General features: G+C 72.9%; 19 protein-coding genes. 10 read left to right on the top strand and 9 right to left on the bottom strand.

What is annotated here, in order from left to right:
• Positions 1-15 precede the first annotated feature (15 nt).
• A complete protein-coding gene (locus tag E2C05_RS00560) occupies positions 16-291 on the top strand; it encodes a (2Fe-2S)-binding protein (RefSeq protein ID WP_133217636.1) in 276 nt (91 codons plus the stop codon).
• Positions 288-1673: an FAD/NAD(P)-dependent oxidoreductase gene (locus E2C05_RS00555; protein ID WP_133217635.1), complete on the top strand. Its 1386-nt coding sequence runs from the start codon at positions 288-290 to the stop codon at positions 1671-1673. Before E2C05_RS00560 ends, E2C05_RS00555 begins: the two co-directional genes overlap by 4 nt.
• A gap of 45 nt (positions 1674-1718) precedes the next feature.
• Here the strand turns inward: E2C05_RS00555 and E2C05_RS00550 are convergent, their stop codons facing one another.
• A complete protein-coding gene (locus tag E2C05_RS00550) occupies positions 1719-2567 on the bottom strand; it encodes a prephenate dehydratase (RefSeq protein WP_133217633.1) in 849 nt (282 codons plus the stop codon).
• A 129-nt stretch (positions 2568-2696) separates the two neighbouring features.
• Between E2C05_RS00550 and E2C05_RS00545 the strand changes: the two genes are divergently transcribed.
• The 7 genes from E2C05_RS00545 (at position 2697) to E2C05_RS00515 (ending at position 10902) form a co-directional block, all read left to right on the top strand.
• Entirely contained in the window at positions 2697-3482 is a 786-nt protein-coding gene (locus E2C05_RS00545) for an inositol monophosphatase family protein (RefSeq protein WP_133217631.1), read from the top strand.
• Between the two features lie 133 nt (positions 3483-3615).
• Positions 3616-5514 carry an extracellular solute-binding protein gene (locus E2C05_RS00540; RefSeq protein ID WP_133217630.1) on the top strand — a complete coding sequence of 633 codons (1899 nt, stop codon included), beginning with the start codon at positions 3616-3618 and terminating at the stop codon, positions 5512-5514.
• Between the two features lie 75 nt (positions 5515-5589).
• Positions 5590-6681: a microcin C ABC transporter permease YejB gene (locus E2C05_RS00535; protein WP_133217629.1), complete on the top strand. Its 1092-nt coding sequence runs from the start codon at positions 5590-5592 to the stop codon at positions 6679-6681.
• Positions 6682-6811: 130 nt separating this feature from the next.
• Positions 6812-7849, top strand: coding sequence for an ABC transporter permease (locus tag E2C05_RS00530; protein ID WP_133217628.1), 1038 nt, complete (start codon positions 6812-6814; stop codon positions 7847-7849).
• Positions 7850-7907: 58 nt separating this feature from the next.
• Positions 7908-9518, top strand: a complete 1611-nt coding sequence (locus E2C05_RS00525; RefSeq protein ID WP_133217627.1) for an ABC transporter ATP-binding protein — start codon at positions 7908-7910, stop codon at positions 9516-9518.
• Entirely contained in the window at positions 9515-9970 is a 456-nt protein-coding gene (locus E2C05_RS00520; RefSeq protein ID WP_133217626.1) for a hypothetical protein, read from the top strand. Before E2C05_RS00525 ends, E2C05_RS00520 begins: the two co-directional genes overlap by 4 nt.
• Entirely contained in the window at positions 9970-10902 is a 933-nt protein-coding gene (locus E2C05_RS00515; protein ID WP_133217624.1) for a 2-hydroxyacid dehydrogenase, read from the top strand. The genes E2C05_RS00520 and E2C05_RS00515 overlap by 1 nt, the downstream gene beginning before the upstream one ends.
• Before the next feature lie 159 nt (positions 10903-11061).
• Here the strand turns inward: E2C05_RS00515 and E2C05_RS00510 are convergent, their stop codons facing one another.
• The 3 genes from E2C05_RS00510 to E2C05_RS00500 form a co-directional block, all read right to left on the bottom strand.
• Positions 11062-11472 (bottom strand): MarR family transcriptional regulator, encoded by a 411-nt coding sequence (locus tag E2C05_RS00510; protein WP_133217623.1) that lies wholly within the window; start codon positions 11470-11472, stop codon positions 11062-11064.
• Between the two features lie 162 nt (positions 11473-11634).
• Positions 11635-13017, bottom strand: a complete 1383-nt coding sequence (locus E2C05_RS00505) for a leucyl aminopeptidase family protein (RefSeq protein WP_133217622.1) — start codon at positions 13015-13017, stop codon at positions 11635-11637.
• 407 nt (positions 13018-13424) lie between these two features.
• A complete protein-coding gene (locus E2C05_RS00500; protein WP_133217621.1) occupies positions 13425-14528 on the bottom strand; it encodes a hypothetical protein in 1104 nt (367 codons plus the stop codon).
• Between the two features lie 261 nt (positions 14529-14789).
• Here E2C05_RS00500 and E2C05_RS00495 point away from each other — a divergent pair, with 261 nt between their 5' ends.
• On the top strand, positions 14790-16775 hold the full coding sequence (locus E2C05_RS00495) for a glycosyltransferase family 2 protein (RefSeq protein ID WP_133217620.1): 1986 nt from the start codon (positions 14790-14792) through the stop codon (positions 16773-16775).
• Here the strand turns inward: E2C05_RS00495 and E2C05_RS00490 are convergent.
• From E2C05_RS00490 to E2C05_RS00470, 5 genes are all read right to left on the bottom strand, one after another.
• Positions 16684-17232: a D-glycero-alpha-D-manno-heptose-1,7-bisphosphate 7-phosphatase gene (locus E2C05_RS00490; RefSeq protein WP_133217619.1), complete on the bottom strand. Its 549-nt coding sequence runs from the start codon at positions 17230-17232 to the stop codon at positions 16684-16686. The two genes, E2C05_RS00495 and E2C05_RS00490, sit on opposite strands and share 92 nt — an antisense overlap.
• Positions 17233-17248: 16 nt before the next feature.
• On the bottom strand, positions 17249-17833 hold the full coding sequence (locus E2C05_RS00485) for a D-sedoheptulose 7-phosphate isomerase (protein ID WP_133217618.1): 585 nt from the start codon (positions 17831-17833) through the stop codon (positions 17249-17251).
• Positions 17834-18258: 425 nt separating this feature from the next.
• On the bottom strand, positions 18259-18993 hold the full coding sequence (locus E2C05_RS00480) for a Crp/Fnr family transcriptional regulator (RefSeq protein WP_133217616.1): 735 nt from the start codon (positions 18991-18993) through the stop codon (positions 18259-18261).
• A gap of 179 nt (positions 18994-19172) precedes the next feature.
• Complete coding sequence (locus E2C05_RS00475; RefSeq protein ID WP_133217615.1) at positions 19173-19547, bottom strand: phage tail fiber protein; 375 nt, start codon at positions 19545-19547, stop codon at positions 19173-19175.
• Positions 19548-19688: 141 nt separating this feature from the next.
• The gene (locus tag E2C05_RS00470) at positions 19689-19991 is read right to left on the bottom strand and encodes a hypothetical protein (protein WP_133217614.1); all 303 of its coding nucleotides are present in this window, start codon (positions 19989-19991) and stop codon (positions 19689-19691) included.
• Positions 19992-20002 lie beyond the last annotated feature (11 nt).

The following is a 20002-nucleotide window of genomic DNA, read 5'->3' as shown; positions in this document are numbered from 1 at the left end:
GCGAAAGGAAGGACCGTGAGGCTGCACCGCCTGCTGGACCAGGACCGGCCGGAGATCCGCTTCCGCCTGGATGGGGCGGAGATGACGGCGCGCCAGGGCGACACGCTGCTGACCGCCATCCTCGCCGCCGGCGGCGGCTGGCTGCGGCGCAGCGAGTTCGGCGACGGCAACCGCGCCGGCTTCTGCCTCATGGGCGCCTGCCAGGACTGCTGGGTGACTGTGGAAGGCCTGGGCCGCCGCCGCGCCTGCGGCACGCTGCTGGCGCCCGGCATGGAGGTGCGGCGCGGATGAAGGTCGTGGTGGTCGGCGCCGGCCCGGCCGGCGTGCGGGCGGTGGAGCAGCTGGTGCGCTCCGGGTTGTCGCCCACCTGGCTGGACGAAGCGGCGGATGGCGGCGGCCGCATCTACCAGCGCCCGCCCGCCGGCTTCCGCCGCGACGCCCGCGCGCTGTACGGGTTCGAGGCGACTCGCGCCGCGGCGCTGCATGCGACATTCGATGCCCTGGCGCCCCGCACGGATTGGCGGCCGGGAACGCTGGCCTGGCACATCCGGCCGCAGGCACGGCGGCTCTACGCCATGCAGGACGGGGCGCAGCAGGAAATCGGCTACGACGCGCTGCTGCTCTGCACCGGCGCGATGGACCGCGTCATCCCGCTGCCGGGCTGGACGCGGCCGGGGGCGGCGACCTTGGGCGCGGCGCAGATCGCGCTGAAGGCGCAGGGCTGCGCCATCGGCCGGCGCGTCGCCTTCCTCGGCACCGGGCCGCTGCTCTGGCTGGCGGCCTACCAGTATGCCAGGGCGGGGGTGGAGGTTGCGGCGGTGCTGGACACCACGCGCTTCGCCGGCAAGCTCGCCGCCGCGCCGGGCCTGTGGCATGCGCCCGCCACGCTGGCCACGGGGCTGTACTACACCGCGTGGCTGCGCGCCCGCCGGCTGCCGGTCACGGAAGGGATCGTGCCGCTGGCGATCGAGGGCGATGCGGATGGCGTGACCGGGCTGCGCTGGCGTGACTCGGCCGGGCGGGATCGGGCCACGCAATGCGACGCGGTGGCGATGGGCTGGGGCCTGAAGCCGGAAGCGCAGCTGGCCGACCTGGCCGGGCTGCCCTTCGACTTCGACGCGCTGCAGCACAACTGGGTGCCGCGGCGCGACGCGGCGGGGCGCGCGCCGGTGCCGGGGATCTACCTGGCGGGCGACGGCGCCGGGATCGCCGGGGCCGAAGTGGCGGAAATCGCCGGCGCCCGGGCCGCGCTGGCGCTGCTGGAGGATGCCGGGCAGGGCGTGGATGCGGCGCTGGTCACGCATCTCGACCGGGCGCTGCGGCGGCAGGCCCGCTTCCGCGCCGCGCTGGACCGCGCCTTCCCCTTCCCCTCCGCCCTCGCCGCCGGGCTGGCGGACGACACCATCCTTTGCCGCTGCGAGGCGATCACCGCCGGCGAGTTGCGCGCGGCCGCGGCGGAGGAAAGCGCCCTGGTGCCGGCGCCGGAGGTGAACCGCGCCAAGGCCTATAGCCGCGTCGGCATGGGCCGCTGCCAGGGTCGCGTCTGCGGCCCGGCGGGGGCGGAGGTGCTGGCCGCCGCCCTGGGGTGCACGGTGGCGGAGGTCGGCCGGCTGCGCGGCCAGCCACCGGTGAAGCCCATCCCCATCACGGCGATGGAGAGGGTCGCGGGATAGCGGCGGTGACGGCAGGGAAAGCCCGTCCGCGCGCCGCGCCCCAGCCTACCGCCCGGCGTGGTCCAGCCGGTGGCGATGCGCGCGGTAGGTGCCCAGCACCTTCAGCTCGCGCGAGAAATAGGCCAGCTCCTCCAGCGCCCGCTGCACCGGCGGGTGGTGCGGGTGGCCATCCACATCGGCCAGGAACTGGGTGGCGGTGAACTCGCCATCCAGCATGTAGCTTTCCAGCTTGGTCATGTTCACGCCGTTGGTGGCGAAGCCGCCCAGCGCCTTGTAGAGCGCGGCCGGGATGTTGCGGACGCGGAAGACGAAAGTGGTCACGCAATCCGGCGTCGCGGCCGGCGGCCAAGCCGGGTCCAGGGCGCAGACATAGAAGCGCGTGGTGTTGTGCGCCGCATCCTCGACGTTGCGGCGGAGGATCTCAAGCCCATAGGTCTCGGCCGCCAGGGCGCTGGCGATGGCGGCGTCCTCCACCCCGCCCCGCTCGGCGATCAGCGCCGCGGCACCGGCGGTGTCGGCCTCGATCACCGCCGCAAGGCCGAGTTCCTTCAGGATGTTCCGCACCTGGCCGAGCGCGACCGGATGGCTATGGGCGCGGCGGAGGGTGGCCAGGGTGGCGCCCTTGGGCGCCAGCAGGCAGTGCTCCACCCGCTCGAAATGCTCGCCGACGACCGAAAGGCCGCTTTCCGGCAGCAGGCGATGGATGTCGGGCACCCGGCCGGCCAGGGAGTTCTCGCAGGGCAGCATGGCGAGGCGCGCCTGGCCGGCGCGGACGGCGTCCATCGCCGCCTCGAAGCTAGGGCAGGGCAGGGTCCGCCAGCCCGGATAGGCGGCACGGCAGGCCAGGTCGGAATAGGCCCCGGGCAGGCCCTGGAAGGCGATCATATCGGTCATGCGGCCCGCCATGGACAGGATGGTCGGCGGCTTCTAAGCGGCCTCACCCGGCGGTGCAAAGGGGCGCCGCCCGCACGCCCGGGGCTGCCCGCACCGGGGCAGGGCGGGCGGAGCAGCGAGGCAGCGGGCATGAGCAGCATCGACCAGGCCTTCATCCAGGCGGCGGAGGACGCGGCCGAGGCCGCCGGGCGGGTGATCCGGCCGCTCTTCCGCTCCGCCCTGCTGGTGGAGGCGAAGGGCGATGCCAGCCCGGTGACCGAAGCCGACCGCAACGCCGAACTGGCCATCCGCGCCCTAGTGCGGGAACGCTTCCCGGACCACGGGATCTGGGGCGAGGAATTCGGGCCGGAGCGGGCGGAGGCCGAATGGCTCTGGGTGCTCGACCCGATCGACGGTACCCGCGCCTTCGTCACCGGACGGCCGCTGTTCGGCACGCTGATCAGCCTGCTGCATCGCGGCCGGCCGGTGCTGGGCCTGATCGACCAGCCCGGCATCGGGGAACGCTGGATCGGCGTGGCGGGGGAGAAGACGCGCTTCCGCTCCCCGCTCGGCGGCGCGCCGGGCTGCCGGCCCTGCGCCCGGCTGGCCGAAGCCGAGCTGTCCTGCACCAGCCCCGACATGTTCGAGCCGGCGGACCGCCCGGGCTTCGAGCGGCTGCGCGGCGCGGCGCGGCGCGTGACCTGGGGCGGCGACTGCTACGCCTATGGGCTGCTGGCCCTCGGGCTGGTGGATGTGGTGGCGGAATGCACCATGAAGCCCTGGGACTGGGCAGCGCTGGTGCCGGTGGTGGAGGGCGCCGGCGGCCGGATGACGGGCTGGGCGGGCGAGCCCCTGACGCTGGAGAGCGATGGACGGGTCCTGGCGGTGGGCGACCCGGCTCTGCTGGGAGAGGCGGTGGGCCTGCTGCAGGGCTGAGGCGCCGGGGGCGTCGCCCCCCCCCCCGCGGACCCCCGCCGCGCCGCCCGACAGCGGCGGCGGACCGGCGGGCGAGCGATCCGCCCCCGCCGGCGGTTGCCGCGACGGGGCCGAACCCCCATCCTTCCCCGCCATGAACCGCCGCGCCCTCATCGCCAGCACCGCGTCCCTGGGCTTCGCCCTTCCCGCCCTGCTGCCGGCACGCCAGGCCGGGGCGGCAACCGCCGCCGGCCAGCCCGGGCCGGACGGCACCATCCGCACCCATGCGCTGTCCCTGCTGGGGGAGCCGGCGCTGCCGGCGGATTTCCAGCACTGGCCCTGGGTGAACCCGAATGCCCCGAAGGGCGGCGAGATCGCGCTGACCGCGCTGGGCAGCTTCGACAGCTTCAACCAGTACATCCTGCGCGGCACGCCGGCGGTCGGCATGGGCAATCTCTACGACACGCTGCTGAAGGAAAGCGCGGACGAGGCCAGCACGGAATACTGCCACCTGGCCGGGATGATCGAGGTGCCGCCCGACCGCCTGGGCGTGACCTTCGAGATCCGGCCCGAGGCGAAGTGGCATGACGGCCGGCCGGTCTCGGCCGAGGACGTGGTCTGGACCTTCAACACGCTGCGCAGCAGCGGCCGCCCCTTCTACCGTGCCTATTGGGGCGATGTGGCGAGCGTGACGGCGGAAGGCGCCCGCCGCGTGGTCTTCCGCTTCAAGACGAACGAGAACCGCGAACTCGCCCTCATCCTCGGCCAGATGCCGGTGCTGCCGAAGCATTTCTGGGAAACGCGGGACTTCACCCGGCCGATGCTCGACATCCCGCTGGGGTCCGGCCCCTACCGGATCGAGCGATTCGAGGCCGGGCGCAGCCTGGTCTATCGCCGGGTGGATGGATATTGGGCGCGCGACCTGCCGACGGCGAAGGGCACGGCCAATTTCGACACCATGCGCTACGAGTATTTCCGCGACAACACGGTGGCGCTGGAAGCATTCAAGGCCGGGCAGATCGACTTCCGCACGGAGAACGTGGCGAAGGACTGGGCCACCGCCTACGACTTCCCCGCCGTCCGCCGCGGCCTGGTGAAGCGCGACGAGATCCGCCACGAGTTGCCGACCGGGATGCAGGGCTTCGCCATGAACCTGCGCCGGCCGCTGTTCCAGGATGCGCGGGTGCGCCGCGCGCTGATCGAGGTCTTCGACTTCGAATGGATGAACGCCAACCTGTTCTACGGCAGCTACGCGCGCACCACCTCCTACTTCTCCAACTCGGAACTGGCGTCGGGCGGCGTGCCGCAGGGGCGGGAGCTGGAGATCCTGCAGAAGTACCGCGGCAAGGTGCCGGACCGGCTGTTCGCCGAGGAATACAAGCTGCCGGTCACCGACGGCAGCGGCAACAACCGCGAAGGGCTGCGCCGCGGGCTGGACCTGCTGCGCCAGGCCGGCTGGACGGTCCGCGACCGCAAGCTGGTGAATGCGAAGGGCGAGGGCTTCGCCTTCGAGATCCTGCTGAACGGCCCGAGCTTCGAGCGCATAGCCCTGCCCTATGTGCAGACGCTGCAGCGCCTGGGGATGGAGCCGCGGGTGCGCACGGTGGACCCGGCGCAGTACCAGGTGCGGCTGGACGCCTTCGACTACGACGTGACGGTGGATGTCATCGGCCAGAGCCTGTCGCCCGGCAACGAGCAACGCGACTACTTCACCTGCGCCAAGGCGCAGGAGCAGGGCAGCCAGAACATCGCCGGCATCTGCGACCCGGTGGTGGACGAGCTGGTCGAGATGGTGATCGCCGCGCCGGACCGGGAGGAGCTGGTGGCCCGCACCCGGGCGTTGGACCGCGTGCTTCTTTGGAACGACTACCTGATCCCCAACTGGCACAGCCGCACCTTCCGGGTGGCCTACTGGGACAAGCTGGGCCGGCCGGCCCGCAACCCGAAATACGCCCTGGCGCTCGACAGCTGGTGGGTGGTGCCGGACCGCGTCGGCGCCGTGGAACAGGCGAAGCGCGAGGCGCAGCAGCCGGCGCAGCCCACCAGGCCATGATCCCTGCCTGCCCGCAGGCGGGCCCTGGCCTGGTGATCGTCGGGCGACCGATCGACCACATCGGGCGCCGGTAGCGTGGGCGCCTATCTCCTCCGTCGCCTGGCGCTGGTGGTGCCGACGCTGCTCGGCATCATCCTCATCAATTTCGCCGTGGTGCAATTCGCCCCCGGCGGCCCGGTGGAGCAGATGCTGGCCGAGCTGAAGGGCGAGGGCGGCAGCACGCTCGGGCGCCTCTCGGGCGAGCAGGGCGAGACAAGGGCGCCGCAGAACACCGGCGGCGAAGGCAGCCGCTACCGCGGCGCCCGCGGCCTGGACCCCGCCGTGGTGGCCGAGATCGAGCGCGCCTTCGGCTTCGACAAGCCCTGGTACACCCGCCTGGGGGAGATGCTGGCCGGCTATGCCCGCTTCGACCTCGGCCGCAGCCTCTTCCGCGACAAGCCGGTGGTGGAGCTGATCGTCGAGAAGATGCCGGTCTCCATCTCCCTCGGCCTCTGGTCCACGCTGATCATCTACCTCGTCTCCATCCCGCTCGGCATCCGCAAGGCGGTGCGGGACGGCTCGCGCTTCGACCTCTGGACCAGCGCCGTGGTGCTGGTGGGCTATGCCATTCCCGGCTTCCTCTTCGCCGTCATGCTGGTGGTGGTCTTCGCCGGCGGCAGCTTCCTGCAGTGGTTCCCGTTGCGCGGCCTGCTCTCCCCCGGGATGGAAGCGGCCCCCTTCTGGGACCGGGCGCTGGACTATGCCTGGCACATGGTGCTGCCCACCATCGCGCTGGTCATCGGCGGCTTCGCCACCCTGACCATGCTGACCAAGAACTCCTTCCTCGACGAGATCCACAAGCAGTACACGGTGACCGCGCGGGCCAAGGGCGCGACCGAGACGCGCGTGCTGTATGGCCATGTGTTCCGCAACGCCATGCTGCTGATCATCGCCGGCTTCCCCAGCGCCTTCATCGGCATCCTGTTCACCGGGGCGCTGCTGGTGGAGATCATCTTCTCGCTCGACGGGCTCGGCCTGCTGGGCTTCGAATCGGCGATCCGGCGCGACTACCCCGTGATGTTCGGCACGCTCTACATCTTCACCCTGCTCGGCCTGGTCATGCAGATCGTCGGCGACTTTACCTACACGCTGGTCGACCCGCGGATCGACTTCGAGGCGCGGCGGTGAGGGTGAGGGGTCGCGGGTTGCCGCAGAAAGGGCTCCGCCCTCCCTGCACCCTCCCTCCCGGAGGCCGGGCGGCCCCCCGGACCCCGGCGGGGGGTGCAGGGGGACAGCGTCCCCCTGCAGGCCACCCCCGATGACCCTCTCCCCCCTCACCCGCCGCCGCCTGGCGAATTTCCGCGCCAATCGCCGCGGGTACTGGTCGCTGTGGATCTTCCTGGCGCTGTTCCTCGTGACGCTCTTCGCCGAGTTCATCGCCAATGACCGCCCCCTGGTCGCGCAGGTGAACGGCCGCTGGTACGTGCCGGTATTGGTGGACTATGCCGAGAGCGACATCCTCGAGGACGGCCTGCCGACCGAGGCCGACTGGCACGACCCGGCCCTGGTGGAGGAGGTGGCGCAGAAGGGCTGGATCCTCTGGCCCCCCATTCCCTATGCCTACAACACGGTGGTGAAGGGGCTGGACCGGCCGGCACCCTCCCCGCCCTCGGCCCGCAACTGGCTGGGCACCGACGACCAGGCGCGCGACGTGCTGGCGCGGGTGATCTACGGCTTCCGCATCTCCGTCCTGTTCGGCTTCACGCTCACCCTCCTCTCATCCGCCATCGGCATCGCCGCCGGCGCGGTGCAGGGCTTCTATGGCGGGCTGACCGACCTGCTCTTCCAGCGCTTCATCGAGATCTGGTCGGGCATGCCGCAATTGTTCCTGCTGATCATCCTGGCCAGCATCATCGAACCGGGGTTCTGGACCCTGCTGGGCTTCCTGCTGCTGTTCTCCTGGATGGGGCTGATCGGCGTGGTGCGGGCGGAATTCCTGCGCGGGCGGAATCTCGACTACGTCCGCGCCGCGCGGGCGCTCGGCGTCTCCGACACGCGCCTCATGGCGCGGCACATCCTGCCGAACGCCATGGTGGCGACGCTGACCTTCCTGCCCTTCATCCTGTCGGGCTCGGTCACCGTCCTCGCCTCCCTCGACTTCCTCGGCTTCGGCCTGCCGCCGGGCTCGCCCTCGCTCGGCGAGTTGCTGTCGCAGGGCAAGAACAACCTGCAGGCGCCCTGGCTTGCCTTCACCGGCTTCGTCGTCCTGGGCGGCGTGCTGACGCTGCTGATCTTCGTCGGCGAGGCGGTGCGCGATGCCTTCGACCCGCGCAAGCTGCCGGGGGGCGGGCGATGAGCCGCCCGGCTGCCGAACCGCGCCGGGCCCCGGCCGCGCCGGCCAGCGGGGGTCGCGCATGACCGCCCCGTTGCTAGAGGTCGAGGACCTTTCCGTCGCCTTCGGCGGCCGCCGCGTCGTCCAGGGCGTCGGCTTCCGCGTCATGCCGGGGGAGACGGTGGCGCTGGTGGGGGAGAGCGGGTCGGGCAAGAGCGTCACCGCCCTGTCCTGCCTGCGGCTGCTGCCAGGGGCCGGGCACAACCCGGCAGGCCGGATCCGGCTGGACGGGGTGGAGGTGCTGGACGCCACCGACGCCGAGTTGCGCCGGCTGCGCGGCGGCGTGGCGGGCATGGTGTTCCAGGAGCCCATGACCTCGCTGAACCCGCTGCACACCATCATCCGGCAGGTGGGGGAGGCATTGACGCTGCATCGCCCCATGCCCGCCGGCGCGCTGCGGGACCGCGTGCTGCACCTGCTGCACCGCGCCGGGCTGCCGAATGCCGAGGCGCGGCTCAACGCCTATCCGCACCAGTTGTCGGGCGGGCAGCGCCAGCGGGTGATGATCGCCGCGGCGCTGGCCAACGACCCGAAGCTGCTGATCGCCGACGAACCGACCACCGCGCTCGACGTCACCATCCAGGCGCAGATCCTCGACCTGCTGGGCGACCTGAAGCGCCGGCTCTCCATGGCCATGCTGCTGATCACGCATGACCTGCAGATCGTCCGCCGCCATGCCGACCGGGTGGTGGTGATGAAGGATGGCGCGGCGGTGGAGCAGGGCGCGACCGCCGCCGTCTTCGCCGACCCGAAGCACCCCTACACCCGCATGCTGCTGGCGACCGAGCCGCGCGGCCGCCCCGCCCCGGTCCCCGCCGGCGCGGCGCAGGTCATCCAGGCCGAACGGGTCAAGGTCCACTTCCCCATCCGCCGCGGCGTCCTGCGCCGCACGGTGGGCCATGTGAAGGCGGTGGACGGCGTCAGCCTGACCCTGCGGGAAGGCGAGACGGTTGGCCTCGTCGGCGAATCCGGCAGCGGCAAGACCACGCTCGGCCTCGCCCTGCTGCGGCTCGAATCCAGCCAGGGGCAGGTCCTGTTCGAGGGGCGGGACATCCAGCCGCTGTCGCGCGCCGCGCTGCGGCCGCTGCGCCGGCGCATGCAGATCGTCTTCCAGGACCCCTATGGCTCGCTCTCGCCCCGCCTTTCCGCCGGGGAGATCGTCGGCGAGGGGCTTGAGGTGCATGAGCCCGGCCTGACGCGGGCGCAGCGCGATCAGGCGGTGGCGGACGCCCTGGCCGAGGTCGGGCTCGACCCCGCCATGGCCGAGCGCTACCCGCACGAGTTCAGCGGCGGCCAGCGCCAGCGCATCGCCATCGCCCGCGCCCTGGTCCTGAAGCCGCGGCTGGTGGTGCTGGACGAGCCGACCAGCGCGCTCGACGTCTCGGTGCAGGCCCAGGTGGTGGAATTGCTGCGCGGCCTGCAGGCGAAGCATCGCCTGGCCTACCTGTTCATCAGCCACGACCTGCGGGTGGTGCGGGCGCTGGCCCACCGCATCATCGTGCTGAAGGACGGCCAGGTGGTGGAGGAAGGCGAGGCGGAGGCGCTGACAGCCGCCCCGCAACAACCCTATACCCGTGCCCTCATGGCTGCGGCGTTTGACCTCCGCGCCGATGCGGGGGCGCAGGCGACGTGACCGAACTCGAGAGGCTGAGGGAGCTGCTGGACCGCGACCAGGTCAAGCTCGGCGTCCATATCCGCAAGATGAACAGCCCCGGCACGCCCGTGTACCGCGCCATGGAGAATGTGCTGCCGGCCGGCGCCATCCTCGTCGGATCCTTCGGGGCGACGGCGCTGGTGCATTTCTATCTCGGCGCCGCCATCCTCGCGGTGGGCTGCTGGTGGTGGCTGGCGAAGCACCTGCCCCGGGTGAAGGACGGTGTCTTCGACCGCACCGCGGCGCTGGTCCTGTCCTCTGAGCCGCAATTCGACTTCTGGTGGTCGCGCGGCGTGCTCAGCCTCTATGCCAAGCTGCCGGATGGCGAGGAGCGCGCCGCGACCCGCCGCAATGACTGGCGCGCCTGGGTGCGCGACCTTCCGCTGACGCTGGAGACGCTTCCGGCCGGCCACATGATGCAGGAGCAGTGATGGCGATCCTCCTCTCGACCAAGGCCGGCACGATGGCGGACTGGCGCGATGCGCTGCTGGAGGTCGAGCCGGGCCTCGACATCCGCCTCTTTCCCGATGCCGGCGATCCCGCGGCGATCGAGGCCGCGGTCTGCTGGACCCAGCACGACATGGCGGAGCTGCGGCGCTACCCGAACCTGAAGCTGCTGGTGTCCATGGGGGCCGGGGTGGACCACCTGCTGCGCCCGCCCGGGCCGCCGCCGGGCGTGCCGGTGGCGCGGCTGGTGGACCGGCGCCTGACCACCGGCATGACCGAATGGGTCCTGCTGAACGTCCTGCGCTTCCACCGGCAGGACCCGGAGTACCGCGCCCAGCAGGCCGCCCGCATCTGGGACGAATTGCCGGCGCCGGAGACGGAAGGCCGGCGCATCGGCATCCTGGGCCTCGGCGAACTCGGGACCGCGTCGGCCCGCGCGCTGCTCGGGCTCGGCTTTCCCGTCATGGGCTGGTCGCGCCGCCCGAAATCCATCGGGGGCGTGCAGGGCTTCCACGGGCCGGACGGCCTGGATGCGATGCTGGCGCGGACCGATATCCTGGTCTGCCTGCTGCCGCTGACGCCGGACACCCGCGGGGTGCTGAACGCCCGCACGCTCGCCCTGCTGCCGCGCGGCGCCTTCCTGGTCAACGGCGCCCGGGGTGGGCATGTGGCGCAGCCGGACCTGCTGGCGGCGCTGGAGTCCGGGCAGGTCGCCGGCGCGGCGCTCGACGTGTTCGAGCCGGAGCCGCTGCCGCAGGACCATCCCTTCTGGGGACATCCGAAGGTGTTCCTGACGCCGCATGCGGCCAGCATCACCATCCCGCGCAGCGCGGCACCGCAGGTGGTGGAGAATATCCGCCGTGTCCGTGACGGACGGCCGCTGATCAACTTGGTGGATTTCGCCGCCGGCTACTGACCGGGCCGGGACATCGCGGCGCGGGCCAGCATCTTCCGCGACCGTCTTCGTCAGGCACTTCTGTCGGCCAAGCCGCCGCGCCGTGGCGCGCAGGACCGGCCGACAGGCCGGGCACGCGCAGGCACGCCCGCCCGCGCCGCGGGCGGGGCTGCGTCGCGCTCAGCCGGCCCGGCGGGTTTCCCGCGCCGGGTCGTTGCCCGCTGTCTCGCCGGTGGCCGGCATGTCGCGCAGATGCGTCTCCGCCTCCGACATGATCTGCCGCATGTCACGCAGGAAGGCCGTGCCCTTCAGCGTGCGCTGCACGATGACGCTGCGGCGATCCATCGGGTCCACCTTGCGGCGGGCCAGATCCAGTTCCCCCAGGCGATCCAGCGCCCGGGTGATCGCCGGCTTCGACACGTTCAGCTCCGCCGCCAAGCCCCGCACCGTGTGGGGCCCATCCGTCAGGTACACCGTCAGGAACACGCCAAGCTGGCGCGCCGACAGGTCCGGCCCGTCGCGCCGTACCAGCGCGACCACCGTGTCGCGCAGGATGCCGACCAACTGGTCGGGGTTGCTCTGTACCGCCATGGCTTCAATCCCCTCGCCCGCTCGGGGCTTCCGTTCTTGCTGGTGCGGGACCCTTACCCCCGCCCGGCACAATCAGTGTCGCAGGCACTACAGGCGGGACCATCAATCCCGCACTAGTGAGAGCCGCGCGCGCCGAAAAGTTTCCCCGGCATCTCATTATCGTTACCGGCCCGGCCCCGGTCTGCCACCGAACATATTCTCGATGGCGCCGAAGATGGCGCGCATGCCCTGCGCCTCACCGCCCTCAGGACGCCCGGGCCGGGAACCATCGTTCCAGGCGTAAACATCCATGTGAGCCCAAGCGGTACCTGTGGGTACAAACCGGCGCAAGAACAAACCGCCTATGATCGCACCTGCCATGGTTCGAGTTGACACATTGTTTATATCGGCAACCGCACTATCGAGCCAGGCATCGTATCCGGCGTGTAACGGCAGCCGCCAGACCGGATCATGGCCTTGTTCGCCGGCCTCCAGCAGCGTTGCCGCCAGTGAATCCTGCGGCGTGAACAGGGCCGGCAGGTCCGGCCCCAGCGCCGTCCGCGCCGCCCCCGTCAGGGTCGCCGCGTCCAGGATCAGCGCCGGGTCGTGTTCCGCGGCGAAGGCCAGGAGATCGGCCAGGACCAGCCTGCCTTCGGCATCGGTGTTCCCCACCTCCACCGTCAGACCGGCGCGCGTCCGCAGCACGTCGCCGGGCCGGAAGGCGTTGCCGGCGACCGCATTCTCCACCGCGCCGACCAGCAGCAGCAGGCGCACGGGCAGGCCGGCCCGCATCACCATCTCCGCCACGCCCAGCAGGATGGCGGCGCCGCCCATGTCCTTCTTCATGCGCAGCATGCCGCTGGCCGGCTTCAGGTCCAGCCCGCCGGAATCGAAGCAGACACCCTTGCCGCAGAGCGCGACCAGCGGCGCCCCCGGCGCACCCCATTCCAACATGGCGACGCGCGGCGCCCGAATGCTGGCCTGCCCCACCGCGGCCAGCGCCGGGAAGCCTTCCTGCAAGGCGACGCCGTCGAGGATGCGGCAGCGGGCGCCATGCATGGTGGCCAGGTCCTGCACCGCCTGCGCCAGCTCGGCCGGGCCCAGGTGGTTGGCTGGGGCATTGATGAGGTCCCGAACCCGCCAGGCCGCTTCCGCGGCCTGCAGGGCACGGCCGGCGCCCGCGGGCGGCCGCAGCTGCGCCGGCGCCCGGCCCGGCGCCTTGAAGCGGCTGTAGCGATAGGCGCCCAGGCACCAGCCCAGCGCTGCCTCCGGCCCCGGCGCGGGATCCGCCAGGTGCCAGGCGCTGCCCGACGGCAGCGCCTGCGACAGCCCCCCGAAGGCCCAGGGCGTCACCTCGCCCTCCCCCAGGCCGAGCACCGCGCCGGCGATGCCGGTGCCGCCGGGCAGCAGCCGCAGGTCCTGGGCCCGGGCGGCGAAGCCGGAGGCGTCGAGGAACCCGGCCGCTTCCGGTGCCAGCCGCGCCCGCAGCGCGGCCAGGTCGGCCGGCGCAACGCAGTGCAGTGGCAAGGTGGCCGCATCCGGCGCGGCAAGGCAGTCGAGCGTCATGCGGCTTCCTGGCGTGGCGCGCCCGACCCATCCGGACCCATGGCCGGCAGTCGATCGCGGACCCGCAATACTTCCGGAATTTTCATGCAGTCTGCCACGAGTCTTGTCCAGCCATGTCGCGGTCGAGCGGGACCAGCGCGGCCTGCGCGTTCCGGTGAGCGGCCGCGGCCGCCCGACGCCAGGGCGCGCATGGCGGGCTCGTGCCGACGGGCGCACGCCCCTCCCGCGCCCCGCCCCGATGCCGGGCGCTCGGTGGCTCGGCGCCGTCCGCCGCTCCCGCCACGGGCCCTGTCGTTCTGTGCGGCGCGGCTGCCGGTTTCCGGCCTCCTCGGCGGTCCCGCGATCGGCCCCGATGTCCTGCGCTGAGCAGCGTCACGCCGCCGGTCGGTCGCGCCCCGCCGCATCCGCTACAGGGTGGCGAGATGCGCCTCGATCACCGGCACCGGGCACGGGGCGTCGGGCGGCACCAGGTCGCGCCAGCCAGCGATGCCCGGCAGCCGGCCGGGATTGCGGCGGATCAGCTCGGTCTTCAAGAAGGGGAAGCCCAGCCGGCGCCGCTGCGCCAGCCAGAAATGATGCGTCGGGTTCAGCGGCTGGGTCAGCAGCAGCGCCTCCCGCGCCGCCGGCGACAGCGCCTCGAGCCCCGCCAGCGCCGGGTGCATCGCGGCCAGCGCCGCCCGCTCCGCCGGGTCGGCCAGCGTCGCCTCGACCAGCCGGCGATAGCCGAACAGCGCCGCGACGCGGTGGCCCCGGTCCCGCATCCAGCGGGCCAGCCGCAGCTCCCCGCGGTTCACCACCAGCCATTTGGAATGGCTCATCCGCATGCCGAGCAGAAACTCCTGCAGATCCGCCACGGCCGCGGCGCCGCGGGCCAGCAGGAAGTAGCTCTGCAGATGCGGCCCGCCCTGGATGCTCTCGGTCAGGCCGAACAGCCCTGCCCCGCCGGCCCGCAGCGCCGCCAGGACCGGGCCGAAGGGGAGGATGGGTCCGAGCACGCTGTCATTCGCCAGCAGCCATTCGGTGGCGCCGGGCCAGCGCCGCCGCGCCTCCCCCGCCAGATCCTGCCAGGCGCCGAAGTCGCGGGCGAAGTTCCGCCGCTGCACCACCAGGGCGCAGTGCCGCCGCGCCGCCTGCCAGTCCGGCTCCGGCACCGTCGGCGCCATGGTGACGAAGACCACAGCGAAGCCGGCCTCGGCCAAGGCCTCAAGCTGGCGGCGAACCATCTCCGACACCTGACCGCTGCCGGAGTAGTGGACATAGAGGGCGACGGCGGCGGCGCCCGGCCGCGGATCCGCGCCCTCCGCCAGCCGGATCAGCGGCGGAGCGCCACGGCGCTGGCGCAGCGCGTCGCGCGGCAGGGCGCCGGCCACCTCCAGCAGCACCTGTCCCACCCGCCAGGCCAGGCGGCGCCAGGTGCCGGCGGTGCTGTAGCCATGCAGGGCGCGGCGGACCCCGGGGCGCTCGGAAGTCAGCTCGGTCAGGCGGTAGGGTTCGGGGGACGGCGCGGTCATGCGGGACCGCACGGGCTGGTCATTCAGGCACCCTGCATGGGGAAGGGCCGGCCCGGGCGGCGGCCCTGTACCGGTGCGGCCGGCGCTTAGCATGGCGGGGTCCGCCGCGACACCCGCCCCCGGGGATCGCCGGGTCCCTGCAACAGCGCGTGATCCCTCCGAAATGAAATCCTTTTCCATCAACGGTTTGGCCGACAGGACACCGCGCGGTGAACCGGCCGTGACCCCACGGAACCCGCCCGCTGCCGCAGGAAGTCGCGGATGGTGTCTCCCCGCCCCCTGCTCAGGCGCGCCTGGCGCGGCCTGTGGTCCGCGCTGCCGGCCGAATGGCTCCCCCTCCGCCTCCGCCTCGGTGGCCTCGGCCGCCGCCTGCTCGGCTCGCCCGCGACCGGCGGCGCCGATCCCGACGACCCGCGCGCCTATGCCGCCTGGGTCGCCCGCTGCGACACGCTGACCGACGCCGACCGGGCGGCGATCGCCCGGCATATCCGCGCCATGCCGCGCCGGCCGCTGATCTCCGTGGTCATGCCGGCCCATGACACGCCGGAACCGCTGCTGCGCGCCGCCATCGCCTCGGTGCGGGCGCAGCTCTGGCCGCGCTGGGAGCTGTGCGTGGCCGACGACGCCTCTCCCGGACCGCAGGTCGCCCGGGTCCTGGCCGAAGCCGCCGCCGCCGACCCCCGCATCCGCTGGGTGCGGCGGGAGAGCAACGGCCACATCGCCGCCGCCACCAACAGCGCTCTGGCGCTGGCCCGCGGCGACTATGTCGCCCTGATGGACCATGACGACCTGCTGCCGGAGCATGCCCTGTACCGGGTGGCGGCGGAGATCGAGGCGCATCCGGACTGCGCCCTGATCTATTCCGACGAGGACAAGCTGGATGCCGCCGGCCGTCGCTTCGGCCCCTATTTCAAGCCGGATTTCGACCCCGACCTGCTGCTGGGACAGAACCTGGTCAGCCATCTCGGCGTCTTTCGCCGCGACCTGATCGCGGCGATCGGCGGCCTGCGGGAGGGGCTGGAGGGCAGCCAGGACCACGACCTGGCGCTGCGCGCCGCCGCGGCCGCCGGCCCCCGCCGCATCCGGCACATCCCGGCCATTCTCTATCACTGGCGCCAGGCAGGCGGACGGCGGAGCTTCTCCGAGGCGCAGCTGGCCCGATGCGTCGCCGCCGGGCGGCGGGCCACGGCGGATGCCCTGGCGGCACAAGGCGTCGCCGCGCGGCTGGAGCCGGCGCCGCTGGCCCCTGCCTGGACACGGGTGGTGCGGCCGCTGCCGGACCCGGCGCCGCTCGTCTCCGTCATCGTGCCGACGCGCGACCGGGCGGCGCTGCTGGCCGCCTGCGCCGAGGGGGTGCTGCAGCGCACCGACTATCCGGCGCTGGAATTCCTGGTGGTCGACAACGGCAGCGAGGAGCCGGAGACCCTGGCGCTGTTCGACCGCCTGCGGCAGGACGCGCGCGTCCGCATCATCGCCGCGCCCGGGCCCTTCAACTATTCCGCCCTGAACAACCAGGCGGCGGCCGAGGCGCGGGGCGAGATCCTGCTGCTGCTCAACAACGACGTCGAGGTGATCGAGCCGGGCTGGCTGCGGGAGATGGCCAGCCAGGCGATGCGGCCGGGGGTGGGGGCGGTCGGCGCGCGCCTTCTCTATGCCGATGGCAGGCTGCAGCATGGCGGCGTGGTGCTGGGCGCCGGCGGCGTCGCCAACCACTACCGGCTGCTGGCCGAGCGCGAGGATGCCGGCCATGCCGGCTCCCTCGCCCTGGTGCGGGAAGTCGCGGCCGTCACCGGCGCCTGCCTGGCGCTGCGCGCGGCGGTGTACCAGGAGGTAGGCGGGCTCGATGCGGCGCATCTCGCCGTCGCCTTCAACGATGTCGATCTCTGCCTGCGCATCCGGCAGGCCGGCTACCGGATCCTCTGGACCCCCTTCGCCGAGCTCTACCATCTGGAAAGCGCGTCCCGCGGGTCGGATTTGCGGCCGGACCAGGCGCGGCGCTTCGCCGCCGAGATCGCCACCATGGAACGGCGCTGGGGCGCGGCGCTGACGCGCGACCCCTTCTACAATCCAAATTTCAGCCTGGAGGATGCGCAGGGCCGCCTGGCCGAAACGCCGCGCATGCCACCACCCTGGGCGCCCTGGCTGGAGAGTCCGATCAGCGTCGCCCGGCCAGCCAGGCCGCCGCGGCGCGGACCGATGGCAGCACCAGCGTCCCCGGCGGCAGCGGTCCCTTCGCCGCGGCGCTGACCAGCAGGTTGGTGCCGACCCCGGCACGGTGCCCCGCCTCCACATCGCGCGGCGAATCGCCGATGAGGAGGGAGCCGGCGAGGTCCAGGCCGAGCGCGGCGGCGGCATCGTGGATCATGCCCGGCCCGGGCTTGCGCCGGTCGCTCTCGCGCCGGTAGCGGCCGATGCCCTCGGTCGGGTGGTCCGGGCAGAATTCGATGCGGGCGAGCGGCGTGCCGCGGGCGGCGAATTCCGCCGCCATCCACGCCATCAGCATGTGGAACTCGGCTTCCGTGTAGAGGCCGCGGCCGATGCCGGACTGGTTGGTGACGACGACGAGCCGCAGGTCCTGCCGCGTGGCCGCGGCGGCGAGGTCGAAGATGCCGGGCACCCAGGCCACGTCCTCCCGCCGATGGACGTAGCCGCGGTCCTCGTTGACGATGCCGTCGCGGTCGAGGAAGAGGGCGGCGGGAGCCATGGCGGGCGCGCCGGGGTCAGGCGGAAGGCGGGAACATCCGCCGCTCGACCATGGCGCAGATGATGTGGCCCGCCACCTCATGCGCCTCCTGGATCCGCGGCGTGGCGTCGGAGGGCGCGCGCAGCAGGATGTCGCAGAGCGCCGGCATCTCCCCGCCGCCGGCGCCGGTGAAGCCGACCGTGGCCAGCCCCTTCGCCCGCGCCGCCCGGAGCGCCGCCAGCACATTGTCGGAGCGGCCGGAGGTCGACAGGGCGAAGAGCACGTCGCCGGGCGCGCCCAGCGCCTCCACCTGCCGGGCGAAGACCCGGTCGTAGCCGTAGTCGTTGCCGATGCCGGTCAGGATGGAGCTGTCGGTGGTCAGGGCGATCGCCGCCAGGCCCGGCCGGTCGTAATGGAAGCGGGAGACGAGTTCGGCCGCCCAGTGCTGCGCATCGGCGGCGCTGCCGCCATTGCCGCAGAGCAGCAGCTTGCGGCCGGCCGACAGGGCTTCGACGCAGAGGTCCACGATGCCGCCGATCGCGGCAAGCGCCGCCGCGTCCTCGGCCAGTCGCCGCAGCGTGGCGGCGGCGTCCAGCACGGCCTCGCGGATCGCCTCGGACATGGGCAGCCTATCGGTTGACGGCCCCCTTTAGCGCCTCGCGCGCGGCAGGGGAACGCGAAGCCGGGAGGGACGGGGCGCGGCGCGGCAATGGGTGGTCGGCGCCTGGCGGCGGTTCGCGGCCGAGGGGGACTGTCGCACCGGCCTGGCCGGCCAGCGGCCCGAGGCGATGGCGGCGGCTTGCGGCCCGCCGGCCCCGGTCGTCGGACGGCGGCTGCGGGAGCCCGAGCGTGCGGCAGGGCATGCGGCAGCGTGCCCGGGATGCCGCGGAAGGCGACGAGGCCCGAGCCAGGGGCCCTGGTTCCCCCCTGCGGGCAATCCCGATGGTTATCCCGGATGATGACTCCTGGCGCCGGGCCGCGACCGGCAGCGGCGGCGCGGCCGCCGGCAGGATGGCGCGGGACAGCCTGCGGGCCGGGATCCCGGCCTCAGGACAGGCCTTCGGCCAGGTCGGAGACGGCGCGAAGGTTCACCATCTCGACCCGGTGGTGCACCGGCTCCCGGATCCAGCCGCGCTTGCGGAAGGCGGTCAGGCTGCGGCTCACCGTCTCCAGCGTCAGGCCGAGGAAATCGGCGATGTCCGCCCGGGTCATCGGCATCTCGAGCACCGTGCAGGGCTTGCCGCGGCGCCGGCTCGCCTCCACCAGGGAGAGCAGGAAGGCGGCCACCCGCGCTTCGGCCGAGCGGCGGCCGACGGTGACCAGCTGTTCCTGCGTCGCCGTCAGTTCCTGCACGCAGAGATCGAGCATCCGCCGCTCCAGCACCGGGTAGCGGCGCAGCAGCGCGTCGAGCTGCCCGCGTTCGAGCCGGCAGATCCGGCTGTCGGTCAGCAGCTCGGCATCGAAGGGGTAGGTCGGGAGGGTGGTATAGCCGATCACGTCGCCGGCGAAGCGGAAGCCGACCACCTGCTGCTTGCCGTCGGGCAGCAGCCGGGTGAGCTTCGCGAAACCCTCGACCAGCGTGAAGATCCGGCCGGCGGGATCGCCTTCCCGGAAGACCATGCTGTGGGCGGTGAGGCTGGTCTGCTGCGATTCGCTCGACACCTCGTCCAGCGCGGCCGAATCCAGCGGCTGGCACAGCCCGGCGATGCGGCTGCCGCAGCGGTCGCAGACGGGCACCGTGGCAAGAGCTTCGGGCGAGCGGACGGCGTCGAACGGGTTCAAGGCGGTCTCCCGTGCTTGCCGGAGAGGCTAGCCGAGTGGCGAGGCCGGATACAAGACGCGGTATGGGGTCGCGGGTGACCCGCAACCCGCGCGATAGGCGCATGGCAGGACGGTGTCCAGCCCCAAGGCGGCGCGGCCATTCGCCTGGCCGCGCCGCCTGCCCTGCGGGCCGGGAGGGGTCAGGTGGGCGTGACGACCAGGGCGGCCGCGTTGATCGTCACCGTGCCGGCGCCGGTCACCGCCGCCGGCGCGGCCAGCGCCGCCCAGGTGAGCGGGTTGCCGCCACTGGCGGCGTCGAACAACCCGGCATGGGTCAGCGTGCCCGCGGCGGCGGTGAAGGTGAAGCGAACCGCATCGGTATTCTGCTGCGTGCCGGTGCCGGTGAAGGTGACGCGCTGGCGGGCATAGCCGTTGCCCGCCGGCTCGCCGGTCAGGCCGGTGGGGTCGCTGCCGCCGGTGCCGAGGCCGAGGAAGACCTGGCTGGGCAGGGCGGGCGACCGGGCGCAGAGGGCACGGCCGAGCAGGTTCTTGGCATAGTCGGTCAGGTCGGGCATGCGGCTATCCTCGGAACGATGGGGATGGGGCTGGCCGATGGCCGCGCCGACGCACCCGGGGACCGGGCGCGGAACCGGCGCGGGCGGCAGGCGGCAGGACCGGGCGAAGGGGCCGGCCTCGGGGGGCGTGGGGCGCCGGCGTCAGGCGTCGGTCGCGTCCGCGAACCAGACGGTGCCGTCCTCGGCCGGCAGGGTCCGCGCCGCGGCATAGAGCGTGGCGGTGCCGACCTGATGCAGGCCGAGCAGGCCGAGCGCCTCCGCGGTCGCGCGGTAGGTGATGCCGGGCAGCGGCAGCTTCCCGGCGTCCCGCGCCGCGCGGTCGGGGTAGCCATGCAGGCGGAACTCGGCGAGGCCGGCCTGGTGGTCCAGCAGGCAATGGGTCAGCCGCCAGTAGCTGGCGACAAGGCCGGTGTTGCGGATCTCGATCGGCTTGAGCAGGGCCATTGGGGGTCTCC

It is taken from the genome of Paracraurococcus ruber, assembly GCF_004353985.1.
GTDB classification, from domain to species: Bacteria; Pseudomonadota; Alphaproteobacteria; order Acetobacterales; family Acetobacteraceae; genus Paracraurococcus; species Paracraurococcus ruber.
The sequence above is the reverse complement of the archived record's forward strand: the minus strand, read 5'-3'. Positions and strand labels throughout refer to the sequence as shown.